The 12,261-nt window shown below is 71.5% G+C and carries 8 protein-coding genes; 4 read left to right on the plus strand and 4 right to left on the minus strand.

What is annotated here, in order from left to right; all coding sequences use genetic code 11:
• Window positions 1-38 precede the first annotated feature (38 nt).
• Both WS92_RS36625 and WS92_RS16105 read right to left on the minus strand, forming a co-directional pair.
• Window positions 39-4,772 (minus strand): DNA translocase FtsK, encoded by a 4,734-nt coding sequence (locus tag WS92_RS36625; protein WP_059934706.1) that lies wholly within the window; start codon window positions 4,770-4,772, stop codon window positions 39-41.
• A 175-nt stretch (window positions 4,773-4,947) separates the two neighbouring features.
• Window positions 4,948-5,496 carry an META domain-containing protein gene (locus WS92_RS16105; protein WP_059934707.1) on the minus strand — a complete coding sequence of 183 codons (549 nt, stop codon included), beginning with the start codon at window positions 5,494-5,496 and terminating at the stop codon, window positions 4,948-4,950.
• Window positions 5,497-6,042: 546 nt separating this feature from the next.
• Between WS92_RS16105 and purT the strand changes: the two genes are divergently transcribed.
• The 4 genes from purT (at window position 6,043) to WS92_RS16120 (ending at window position 9,827) form a co-directional block, all read left to right on the plus strand.
• Complete coding sequence (purT, locus tag WS92_RS16110) at window positions 6,043-7,257, plus strand: formate-dependent phosphoribosylglycinamide formyltransferase (protein ID WP_059934708.1); 1,215 nt, start codon at window positions 6,043-6,045, stop codon at window positions 7,255-7,257.
• Window positions 7,258-7,409: 152 nt separating this feature from the next.
• Window positions 7,410-7,574, plus strand: a complete 165-nt coding sequence (locus WS92_RS34835; RefSeq protein ID WP_015602246.1) for a DUF6726 family protein — start codon at window positions 7,410-7,412, stop codon at window positions 7,572-7,574.
• Between the two features lie 55 nt (window positions 7,575-7,629).
• Window positions 7,630-8,019 carry an MliC family protein gene (locus WS92_RS16115; protein ID WP_006025019.1) on the plus strand — a complete coding sequence of 130 codons (390 nt, stop codon included), beginning with the start codon at window positions 7,630-7,632 and terminating at the stop codon, window positions 8,017-8,019.
• Window positions 8,020-8,378: 359 nt separating this feature from the next.
• On the plus strand, window positions 8,379-9,827 hold the full coding sequence (locus tag WS92_RS16120) for a DEAD/DEAH box helicase (RefSeq protein ID WP_059934709.1): 1,449 nt from the start codon (window positions 8,379-8,381) through the stop codon (window positions 9,825-9,827).
• Between the two features lie 308 nt (window positions 9,828-10,135).
• Here WS92_RS16120 and gluQRS read toward each other — a convergent pair whose 3' ends face one another.
• Both gluQRS and WS92_RS16130 read right to left on the minus strand, forming a co-directional pair.
• Entirely contained in the window at window positions 10,136-11,029 is an 894-nt protein-coding gene (gluQRS, locus tag WS92_RS16125; protein ID WP_015600715.1) for a tRNA glutamyl-Q(34) synthetase GluQRS, read from the minus strand.
• 25 nt (window positions 11,030-11,054) lie between these two features.
• Window positions 11,055-11,957 (minus strand): sulfurtransferase, encoded by a 903-nt coding sequence (locus WS92_RS16130; RefSeq protein WP_059934710.1) that lies wholly within the window; start codon window positions 11,955-11,957, stop codon window positions 11,055-11,057.
• Between the last annotated feature and the right edge of the window lie 304 nt (window positions 11,958-12,261).

The following is a 12,261-nucleotide window of genomic DNA, read 5'->3' on the forward strand; positions in this document are numbered from 1 at the left end:
AGCCGTGCCGCGCTTCGCGCCGCCGCGTCCCGCCGCGCTTACTCGGCCAGCGGCGGCGCGAGCACTTCGCGGCTGCCGTTGATGCCCATCGGCGATACGAGGCCGGCCGCTTCCATCTGCTCGACGAGCCGCGCCGCGCGGTTGTAGCCGATGCGCAACTGCCGCTGCACCGACGAGATCGACGCGCGCCGCGTGCGCACGACGAACGCGACGGCCTCGTCGTAGAGCGGATCGGCTTCCGCGTCCGGCGCTTCGCCGAAGAGATCCTGTGCGCCGCCTTCCGCGCTCGGCCCGTCGAGAATGCCTTCCTCGTACTGCGGCTCGCCGAACTGCTTCAGGTATTCGACGATCCGGTGCACTTCCTCGTCCGCGACGAACGCGCCGTGCACGCGCTGCGGGTAGCCCGTGCCGGGCGGCAGGAACAGCATGTCGCCCTGGCCGAGCAGCGATTCGGCGCCCATCTGGTCGAGGATCGTGCGCGAGTCGATTTTCGACGACACCTGGAACGCGACGCGCGTCGGAATGTTCGCCTTGATGAGGCCCGTGATCACGTCGACGGACGGGCGCTGCGTCGCGAGGATCAGATGGATGCCGGCCGCGCGCGCCTTCTGCGCGAGCCGCGCGATCAGCTCCTCGATCTTCTTGCCGGCGACCATCATCAGATCGGCGAGCTCGTCGATCACGACGACGATGAGGGGCAGCGTCGACAGCGGCTCGGGATCGTCGGGCGTCAGCGAGAACGGGTTGCCGATCTTCTTTTCCTTCGCGACGGCGTCGCGGATCTTCTGGTTGAAGCTCGCGAGGTTGCGCACGCCGAGCGCGGACATCAGCCGGTAGCGCTTCTCCATCTCGCCGACGCACCAGGTGAGCGCGTTCGCGGCGAGCTTCATGTCGGTGACGACGGGCGCGAGCAGATGCGGGATGCCTTCGTAGACCGACAGCTCGAGCATCTTCGGGTCGATCATGATGAGCCGCACGTCCTCGGGCGTCGCCTTGTACAGCAGCGACAGGATCATCGCGTTGATCGCGACCGACTTGCCCGAGCCCGTCGTGCCGGCGACGAGCATGTGCGGCGCCTTCGCGAGATCGGTGACGACCGGGTTGCCGGTGATGTCCTTGCCCATCGCGATCGTGAGTTGCGATGCCGAGTGCTGGTATTGGCGCGACGCGAGAATTTCGGACAGGCGGATCATCTGGCGCTTCGCGTTCGGCAGTTCGAGGCCCATGCAGGTCTTGCCGGGGATCGTCTCGACGACGCGGATCGACGTGAGGCCGAGGCCGCGCGACAGGTCCTTCATCAGGCCGACGATCTGGCTGCCGCGCACGCCGAGCGCGGGCTCGATCTCGAAGCGCGTGATCACCGGGCCCGCCGACGCGCCGACGACCGACACCGGCACCTTGAACTCCTGCAGGCGCTGCTCGATGATCTGGCCGGTTTGCGCGAGATGCTCGTCGGAGATCGCCTCGATCGTGTCGCAGGCGGGCTCGAGCAGGTCGAGCGTCGGCAGCTCGACGTTCGACGCGGCGGGCGCGTGGAACTCGAACGCGTTCGGCGCGGGCGGGCGGGTCGGGCGGGCGGGCTCGGCGGGGACGGCGTTCGGCTGGGGGGCGGGCGCCGTCGATGTGGCGGAGACGGGCGATGGGGCGGGCGTTTCTGGTGTGCCTGGTGCGCCGGCGACTCGCGTGGCTTGCGCAACGTCCGGCGCGGCGGCCGATGCACCGGCGGGCGACACGATCGCATTCGACGCGGCGGCGAGCGCAGGAGCGACGCTCGGTGAAATGCTGTCCGCCGTGGAGGCGACCGAGGTTGCGACACCTGTCGACGCAATCGCCGGCGTGCTCGCGCTCGATGCGACGGCCGATGCGCCGGTAAGCGACGCGATCGAATTCGATACGGCCGCGCTTGGCTTGGCGCTGCCGGGCAGCGTCGCATTCGGCACGTTCGGCGGCGCGGCAGTGGCACCGGATGCGGCTCGATCGAACGCGGGTGCGCCGACAGCAGGCGTCGTGGCGTTCGCGCTTGCCGTTGCGGCCGGCTCAGTCGCGGCCGCCGCGCGGGCCGCGTCGAGCATGCCGAATGCCGCGCCGACGATGCCGATCGCGCCTGCTGCATGGCCTGTCGACGTCTGCGCCGTGGAAGGCGCCGAAACGACCGGGGCCGCCGCGGCGCCCGGCGTCGCCGGCGCAGCCGGCGACATGGCCGAAGCAGGTGCGCTTTGGACGTTCGAGTCGTTCGATATGGCTGCCGCGGTCTTGTCCGGAGCGGGCGCTGTCACGCTTTGCGTCGCGGCTTGCGCCTCGCTGTGCTGAATGCCCGTCGTGGGACGGGCAGTGGCGTCGCCCGATCGGAGGAGGGCGGCCGCGCCGCTCGATTGCGGCGCGATGGGCGCCGGTTGCGAAGCGGTCGCGCCGATTGCGGTCGCGGCTCGCGGCGATTGTGATTGCGATTGCAAATGCATGCGCGATTCGGTTTGCGTGGTCGCGGAGGCAGCGGCCGCAGCGGCGGTATCGCTCGCGTCCTCCCGTGGCGCGAGCGCGCGTGGCATGTCGTCGACCGTGGGCGACACGCTCGTCGCCGCGCGCGAATCGGCGGCGACGGCCGGCCGCGCAACGGCTTGGGCGGTCTCGTTGCTCGCGGTCGCGATCGACTGGCGATCCATCGCGCCGGCGTTCATCGCCGCGGCTTGTGAGCCGACATCAGCGGCGGTCGCGGCAGCGGACGGCGAAGCAGGCGCGACGCCTGCCGGGACGGCGGCGGGTTGCCGTTCGTTCCCGTTCGAGGCGGCGGCGCTCATCGATTTCACCGTCGACAGCGGCATGTCGGCGGCGTCGAGTGCGAAGGACGCGTTAGCAGGACGCGTCTCTTCGGCCGCCGTCAGCGCCGCCTCGACGGCGATGTCCGTTTCTCGGCCGTGCGCGACACATGTGCCCATGCCGACGCTGGAAGCGGGATCGACGGCCGACGCAGCCGCGCGAGCGTCGGCGATCGCGCCGGAGCCGACGGCTGCGGGCGCCGCGCATACCGTCGTCGATTCGACGGCAGCGATTACGCCGTCCTCGGCAGCGCAGGTGACGCCGTCGGCGACGCACGGCGCGATTCCATCGTCAGCCGGCGCAACTGTTGCGATGCCCTCAGGGGCCGCGACGGCGGCCGTTTCCGCGGTCGTCGGCGCGTGCCTGCCCGACGCGGCCGTCACCGCCGCGCCGTGCGACGGCGCAGCCGATGCAATCATCGATTCACGCGCCGTCCCAGGTGCTGCGGCTGCGCCCGTTGCGCCCGCCAGCGCCGTCCATTGCGCGGCGCTGGCCTCGATCGAACGCAGTGTCTCGTGCACGCTCGCCGCAGGCGCGATGCGTTCCGCGGGCTTCTCGTTCCACGCATAGAGCGGCGCGCGCGCCGGGCCCGCCGGCCGCTTGCGCGCGATCTCGGCGGGCGCCGCCGCCGTCTGCGCGCGGGCTGCGGGTTGCGGGGGCGTCGCGGCGCCGTCGCGCGCCGCGACGGTTGCCTGCCGCGACGGCGTGAACGTCATCGGCCGATTGCGGGCCGCCGACACGGCGGCCTGCGTCACCGGCCGGCGCGGCGCGAAGCGCGGATCGGGCGGGGCCGGGCGCGCTTGCGCGCGTTTGCCGATCGCTGCGACGGCTGCGGTCGATCCGATCGGCTTCGCGACGCCGGTCGCAGCCGGCGCGAACGCGGCGGGCGACGTCGCCGACGAACCGGGTGCAACGGGCATAACGAGCGAGGCGGCTGCCCCGCCCGTCGATGCCGCGTGGCTCGCCGCCTTCGGCAGTCCGCCCGACGCCATCGCCGCACCGGCAGGCTTCGCGGCGGCAGGCTTCGCGGCGGCGGTTGCCGCGGGCGTGGCCGAAATGGGGGCCGGCGTTTTCGCGATGCCGCTTCCCGGCATCGCAAGACCGGCGGTCTTCGGCATGCCGCTCGCCGACGGCGTCGGATCGACCGTCATCGGCGCGTTGTCGGCGGGCATGGCGATGCCGGCCGTTTTCGCCGGCTCGGTGCCGGCAGCCTTTGCGAATGCGGCCGTCGACGTGCCGGCGCCGGCCGTTTTCGCGACGCCGGCCGTCACCGTTCCCGCTGCCGCAGTCGATGCCGCGCCCCGCGACGGCGCGCCCGGCTTGAGCCAGCCGGCCGGCGCGGCCGGCTCGACGGCGGCCCGCGCCGCGGCGCCCGCCGGCGCGTTGCGCCGGTCGCCGCGCTGCGCGTCGTTCGGCTTCCAGAGCGTCGGCCGCGCATAACGGCCGTTCTGCCGTGGCGCCATCGGGTTGACCGTATGCGCGGTCGTCGGCTGCACGTCGGCCGCGCGGCGCACGCGCCGGTCGTCGTCGCGGTGCAATGCGGCGCGCGGCAGGTCCGCGACGCCGCGCGATTCCTCGTCGCCGCGCTCGCGCGCGAAGCGGATGCCGAACGATGCGTCGAGCCACGTGTTCACCTGCCGCCAGCGGACGCCGACGAGCCACGGCAGCCCGACGACGAACAGCGCGACCATCGCGAACGGCGTGCCGACGTGGCCGAACACGCGCTCGAAGCCGCCCGCGAGCGCGTGGCCGAGCGCGTTCGTCGTCGCGTCGCCCGTCAGCGCGGTCGCGAGCGTGCAGCTCGCGATCAGCACGCAGAAGAAGCCGAGCCATAGCCGGATCGAGCCGGGGCCCGCGAGGCCGCCGCCGCCCGGCAGCGACGCCTTGGCGAGCCGCCAGAAAAGAGGAATGAACCAGACGGCCGAAAAGCCGAACCAGCCGAGGACTACCGTTTGCATGCTCAGAAACAGGAGGAGGACGGGGCGCGACGCGCGACGCCGTCGAGTTTAACCGGTCGACGAAGATGTTTTCAGGAACGGCGCGCCGTCGCGCCGCCGTCGTGCGCGCGGCCCGGCGGATGGCGCCCGCCGTCCGGTTCGCCGGCAGGGCCGTCCGCCGCGCGCCGCGCGGCGCTTACTTGCCGTCGCGTCGCGCGAACGTCAGCGTCGCGCCGTCGTCGGTGATGATGATCAGTTGCTGCGGGGCGCGCATCTGCACGCCGGCCTTCGAGATGTGGCCGAGCGCGGCGAGGTAGTCGCGCTCGAGCGTGGCGCGCGCGGGCGCGCCGCACGCCATCCGCGTGCCGGCGAGCGGGCCGAACGCGAGCACGCCGTTCTTCACGTCGTAGGTGCCCATGTAACGGTTGCAGCCCGAGAAGCCGGCCGCGCGCCGCACGCCCGTTTCGGTCGACAGCGCGAGCTTGATCGGCTCGCCGTTGTCGCCGTGCGGGATGTCGCGCGCCGAGCCGTCGGCGTTGCGCCAGCCGACGAGCTCCCAGCTCGTGTCGTCGATCAACTGGATCGTCGCGGGGTTGAACGGATCGGGGGCGGGGGCGCTCGAATCGGGATGAGTCGGCATCGTGCAGGCGGCGAGAAGCGCGGCGACGGTCAGCGCGCCGAGCGGCGCGCGCAGCGAGCGGACGATGCGAAAGCGCACGTGCGCGGCTGCGGATGAATTGAACATGACCTCGTTCCTCTTCGAATCTTCAATGTTGCGGGCGAAGCCGTAAGGGTAACGCACTCGTGTCGTCGGACGCGAGCGGACAGTCGCCGCACGCGTTCGTTCATGCGTTTTGCGGCGACGATGCGATGCGTTTCTTGCGCGATTCGGCGGCAATGCGGGGTGTCGCGACCGATTGGCGGCTGATTGACAAGGGATGGTTGCGAGACGCGGGCGTGCGGGAGGCAAGGATGACGCGTGCCCGTTGCGTTCCCCGCGCTCGTCCTGCCCACGGCGCCTTATCGTGGGTGTCGCCGACGTGCCGGGTCCGCGCATTGCATCGATGATGCGGATGTCTTCGCGTTCGCGAGGCGAGCGGCGCTGTCGACCGACGGCGGGCCGACGGATCGCGGCGGGCGCGCTTGAAGCCGTCGACGCCGCGATGACCGCCGAGCGACGCGACAGGCGTGGAGAACGCAAGAGGCGCGCGAGCGCGCGATCCCGGCTCCCAAGCCCCGCGTGTTAGCATCGCAAGTCGTTTTCTCCATCCATCATCCAGCGGGAAATCTCATGCAGATCGGTCAGCGGCTCGGCACGCCGCTTTCGCCGTCCGCCACGCGCGTCATGCTGCTCGGCGCGGGCGAGTTGGGCAAGGAAGTCATCATCGCGTTGCAGCGGCTCGGCGTCGAAGTGATCGCCGTCGATCGCTATTCGAACGCGCCCGGTCATCAGCTCGCGCATCGCGCGCACGTGATCGACATGACCGATCCGGACGCGCTGCGCGCGCTCGTCGACGCCGAGCGCCCGCATCTCGTCGTGCCGGAAATCGAGGCGATCGCGACCGACGCGCTCGCCGCGATCGAAGCGGCCGGCGTCGCCGAGGTGATCCCGACCGCGCGCGCGACGCAGCTCACGATGAATCGCGAGGGCATTCGCCGGCTCGCGGCCGAGGAGCTCGGGCTGCCGACGTCGCCGTACGCGTTCGCGCAGTCGTTCGACGCGTTCAAGGCGGCCGTCGCGCAGATCGGTTTCCCGTGCGTGGTGAAGCCCGTGATGTCGTCGTCCGGCAAGGGGCAGTCGGTCCTCAGGCGCGACGCGGACGTCGAGCCCGCGTGGCAGTACGCGATGGCGGGCGGCCGCGTGAATCACGGCCGAGTGATCGTCGAGGGCTTCGTCCAGTTCGATTACGAGATCACGCAGCTCACGGTGCGCGCGATCGATCCGGCGAGCCTCGACACGCACACCTATTTCTGCGAGCCGATCGGGCACGTGCAGGTTGCGGGCGACTACGTCGAATCGTGGCAGCCGCAGCCGATGAGCGCGAAGGCGCTCGAGCGCTCGCGCGACATCGCGCATCGCGTGACGAGCGCGCTCGGCGGCCGCGGGATCTTCGGCGTCGAGCTGTTCGTGCGCGGCGACGACGTCTGGTTCTCCGAAGTGAGCCCGCGTCCGCACGACACGGGGCTCGTGACGCTCGCGTCGCAGCGCCAGTCGGAATTCGAATTGCATGCGCGCGCGATCCTCGGCCTGCCGGTCGAGCCCGCGCTCGCGACGCCCGCCGCGTCGGCCGTGATCTACGGCGGGCTCGACGAGGCGGGCATCGCGTTCGAGGGCGTGCGCGACGCGCTCGCGGTGCCGGGCGCGGACCTGCGCCTGTTCGGCAAACCGGAGAGCTTCGCGAAGCGCCGGATGGGCGTCGCGCTCGCGACGGGCGCGAACGTAGACGAAGCGCGCGAGCGCGCGAAGCGGGCGGCCGCCGCGGTGCGTCCGGTGTCCGCGCGCTGACGAAGGAGGGCGCGCATCGCGCGCGCCGGCGAATGCGCTCGCCGGAACCGGATCGTGCCGGTCGCGCCGCGAGCCGCCGGGCCCTCGGCAGTCGTGGTTTCCGGCCCGATGCCGCGCACCCGCGCGCGGCGAGGCCGGGAGAGGAGGCGGCAATGAAGTGGATGTTGATCGTTGCATTGTGTGCGTCGACGGCGGGCTGCGGGCTCGCCGCCGCGCCGTGCCGGGTCGCGTCGGCGGGGCTGAAGGTCGTGCCCGTCGTGGGCCACGTCGCGGCCGCGCCGACCGACGCGTGCGCGGGCGTGATCGATCCGGATTGACGGAGCGGCGTGCGGCGCTCGCACGGCTCGCCTCCATCGCTCGACGAGGAAGGACATGAACAAGATAACGCGGGCGGCGATCGGCGCCGCCGGTCTGTGCGCCGCCGCCGCGGGCGCCGCGCACGCGGCGCGGCTGACCGTCGAGGAAATCGACGCCGACGCGCGCGAAACCGTCGTCTATCAGTGCGCGAACGAGCCGAAGCCGGTGCGGGTGTCGTACTGGCGCGCGGGCAACGGCCAGAGCTTCGCGCTCGTGCCCGTCAACGGCACGCGGCTATTGTTCGTCGACACCGTGTCGGCGTCGGGGGCGCGCTATCAGGCGGGCCGCTACGTCTGGTGGACGAAGGGGCGCGACGCGGACCTGTACGACGAAATCGCGGGCGAGCACGCGCCGCCCGTGCTCGGCGGCTGCAGCGAGGTCCGCAAGAAGCGCGGGAAGGGCTGAGCGTCGGAGCGTGCGCCGGCGACGGATCCGCCAATGCGTCATATCGCCGCCGCGCGGCGGCGCGCATCATGTCGCGGGGGCCGTCGCGCAGGGCCGGCTTCGGCGGCCCGGCCGCGCGGATCGCTGATGCTTGCCCGCCGACCGAGCCGTTTCGCGAGGGATGCTACAATACGCCCCTTTCTGCCGGCGCTCCTGCCGGACGAAGCCTCGCGCGCGGCCCGGATGGCCTCAAGCGCCGGCGGCGCCCTGCGGCGCGCCGCGGCTTCGTATTCATTCCGAAGTGGGGTGCGCCGCCTGTCTCGCGAGCGAGCAGGCCGTGCGCAAGATGTCCCGCCGCGCCTTTTGAGCGAAACGCCACCATGTCCGATTCTGTTGCCAAGCCTGTCGACGCGACGTTCGATCAATTCGGCCTTGCCGCCGAGATCCTGAAAGCGATTGCCGAGCAGGGCTATACGACGCCGACGCCGATCCAGGCGAAGGCGATTCCGGTCGTGCTGTCCGGCCGCGACGTGATGGGCGCCGCGCAGACCGGCACCGGCAAGACCGCGAGCTTTTCGCTGCCGATCATCCAGCGGCTGCTGCCGCAGGCGAACACGAGCGCGTCGCCTGCCCGCCATCCGGTGCGTGCGCTGATCCTCACGCCGACCCGCGAGCTTGCCGATCAGGTCGCCGCGAACGTGCACGCGTACGCGAAGCACACGCCGCTGCGCAGCGCCGTCGTGTTCGGCGGCGTCGACATGAACCCGCAGATGGCCGAGTTGCGCCGCGGCGTCGAGATCCTGATCGCGACGCCGGGGCGCCTGCTCGATCACGTCCAGCAGAAGACCGCGAATCTCGGTCAGGTGCAGATCCTCGTGCTCGACGAGGCCGACCGGATGCTCGACATGGGCTTCCTGCCCGATCTGCAGCGCATCCTGAACCTGCTGCCGAAAGAGCGTCAGACGCTGCTTTTCTCGGCGACGTTCTCGCCCGAGATCAAGAAGCTCGCGTCCACCTACCTGCGCGATCCGCAGACGATCGAGGTCGCGCGCAGCAACGCGGCCGCGTCCACCGTCACGCAGATCGTCTACGACGTCGCCGAGGGCGACAAGCAGGCGGCCGTCGTCAAGCTGATCCGCGACCGCTCGCTCAAGCAGGTGATCGTGTTCTGCAACAGCAAGATCGGCGCGAGCCGCCTTGCGCGCCAGATCGAGCGCGACGGCATCGTCGCGGCCGCGATTCACGGCGACCGTTCGCAGAGCGAGCGGATGCAGGCGCTCGACGCGTTCAAGCGCGGCGAGATCGAAGCGCTCGTCGCGACCGACGTGGCGGCGCGCGGCCTCGACATCGTCGAACTGCCGGCCGTCATCAACTTCGATCTGCCGTTCAATGCGGAAGACTACGTGCACCGGATCGGCCGCACGGGGCGCGCGGGCGCGTCGGGCGACGCGCTGTCGCTGTGCAGCCCGAACGAGCGCAAGCAGCTTGCCGACATCGAGAAGCTGATCAAGCGGACGCTGTCGCTCGAAACGCTCGAGCTCGACCTGCCGCGCCATCGCCATGACGAGCGCGGCGGCCGCCGCGAGCGCGACCGCGACGAGCGCCGCGGCGCATCGGCCGGCCGCCGTTCGGCGGGCGGCGAGCGCGCGTATCATCCGCGCCGCGAAGCGCCGATCGACGATTTCTTCCTGAAGCCGTACATGCCGTCGCCGTCCGCGAGCAAGCCGGAAGAGGCGACGCCCGTGCAGCCGGAGAAGAAGGCGCCCAAGCAGCCGCTCGCCGCGCTGCTGGGCGGGTTCGGGATGCCGCGCAAGACGTCGTCGTCGTGACGCGGAATTGAACATCGGGCGCCGGAAACGGCGCCGGGCCGATGGGAAGAGGGCGGACGCGCGAGCATCCGCCTTTTCTTTTTGCGGGCGAGCGGAGCGGGAACGGCGATCGGGGCGGTGACGCAAAAGGGCTGCGGTCGCGGCCGGGAGCCGGCGGAATCGCCCGGCTCGGCGAGGGCGAGGCCCGGGAGGGGCACGGCGACGGAGCGCGCGAGCGCGATATCGGTGAATCGGCGGATTGGTGAATCGCGAACGGCGCGGCCGGGTGACTATCGAAGCGACGAGGGCGCGTATTCCGGCCGGCGCCCTCAGCGACGCGCGTTCGGCCCGAAGCGCGTGTCCCACGCGGCGATCGCGGCTGACTGGAACGCGTCGAGCGACGCGCACGCCGCATCGTCGAGCGCGAGTCCCAGATGCCGCGCGGCCGCGGCGAGCGCGGGCAGCGGCGCGGCGGGATCGAGCGCCGTCGCGCCCGTCTGCTTGCTGAGCTTTTCGCCGTTCGCATCGACGACGACGGGCACGTGCAGATAGCGCGGCGTCGGCAGGCCGAGGCAGCGCTGCAGGTAGATCTGGCGAGCGGTCGAGTCGAGCAGGTCGGCGCCGCGCACGACGTGCGTGATGTCCGCATCGCCATCGTCGACGACGACCGCGAGCTGATACGCCCATTGTCCGTCCGCGCGCTTGAGCACGAAGTCGCCGACTTCGGTCGAGAGATTCTGTGTCTGCGCGCGCTGCCAGCGATCGTCGAACGTGATGACGGCCGCCGCGCCGTCCGGCACGCGCAGCCGCCATGCGCGCGCGGGCTTGCCGTGCAGGCCCGTTCGGCACGTGCCGGGATACGCGAGCGTCGTGTGCCGCTCGTGCGCGGCGCGCAGCGAATCGGCGATCTCCTTGCGCGTGCAGCCGCACGGATAGACGAGCCCTGCGGCGGTGAGCCGCGCGAGCGCCGCTTCGTAGCGCGCGATGCGCGCGCTTTGCCAGACGGACGGCTCGTCGGCGATGAAGCCGAAGCTGCGCAGCGTCGCGAGGATGTCGTCGGCCGCGCCGGGCACCGTGCGCGGCCCGTCGATGTCCTCGATCCGCACGAGCCACGCGCCGCCCCACGCGCGCGCGTCGAGCCAGCTCGCGAGCGCGCCGACGAGCGAGCCGAAGTGCAGCGGGCCGGTGGGCGACGGCGCGAAGCGCCCGCGATAGCGTGTCATCCGATGCGACGCGCGGCGAAGCGGGTCAAGGGGCGCGCGCCGGTTCGGCGGGGCGGTCCGCGCGCTCGCCCGGGTTGCCCGAATTGTCCGGGTGATGGCAGGCGGGGCAGGACTTGCCGGGCACGTAGAGCGGCGACTGTTGCGCGTCGGCCGGCACGACCGCGCGGCATGCGAAGCACGTGACGTCGGCCGTCGGCTCGAGCTGCGGGTTGAGCGCGGTGCGGTAATCGAACACGAAGCAGTCGCCGTGGTAATGCGCGCCGCCGACCTCCTCGAAATACTTGAGGATCCCGCCTTCGAGCTGGTAGACGTTCTCGATGCCGGCGTCCTTCATGTGGATCGCCGCCTTCTCGCAGCGAATGCCGCCCGTGCAGAACGACACGACGGTCTTGCCTTCGAGGTCCGCGCGGTTCGCCTCGATCACACCGGGGAACTGGCTGAACTTGTCGATCCGGTAGTCGAGCGCGTTGTCGAACGTGCCGACGTCGACTTCGAACGCATTGCGCGTATCGAGCATCACGACGGGGCGGCCCGCGTCGTCGCGGCCCCGGTCGAGCCACGCCTTCAGCGTGCGCGCGTCGACGGACGGCGCGCGGCCGAGCTCCGGCTTGATCGCGGGCATCTTCATCGTGATGATCTCGCGCTTCAGGCGCACGAGCATCCGGCGAAACGGCTGCGAATCGGACAGGCTCTCCTTGAACGCCAGATCGGCGAACTTGCCTTCGAAGAGCGGATCGTGGCGAAGGTAATCGACGAACGCGCCGGTCGCGTCGCGCGGGCCCGCGATGAACAGGTTGATCCCTTCGGGCGCGAGCAGGATCGTGCCGCGCAGCCCGAGCGCGTTGCAGCGCTCGGCGATGAGCGGCCGCCATTGCTCGATCGAGTCGAGCGAGACGAAACGGTAGGCGGCGAGATTGACGGTGGTCATGAGGTTCGGACAGTAAGGCGGCTGCAGCCCGGCGGCGAGGCCGCGCGAAACGGGCGCGGCGGGGCGCGGCGGGGCGGCCGGGCGCCAAGCGGGCGAAAACGGAAAAACCGTATTATCCCGCAAACCGCGCGGCTTTCCGCAGTCGGCCGAATGGACGACATGCGTCGGCGTCGCGCCGCGGCGCCGCTGCGGGCCGCGGCGAATCGCCGTCGCGCGCGGCTTTGCCGCCCGCGGCCTTGTGCCGGCACTCGGCCGAACGGCCGACGCGGCGATTTTTTGGCCGCCGCGAACGATGCCGGGCCCC

The organism is Burkholderia sp. MSMB1588 (assembly GCF_001546925.1).
Classification (GTDB): Bacteria; Pseudomonadota; Gammaproteobacteria; order Burkholderiales; family Burkholderiaceae; genus Burkholderia; species Burkholderia humptydooensis.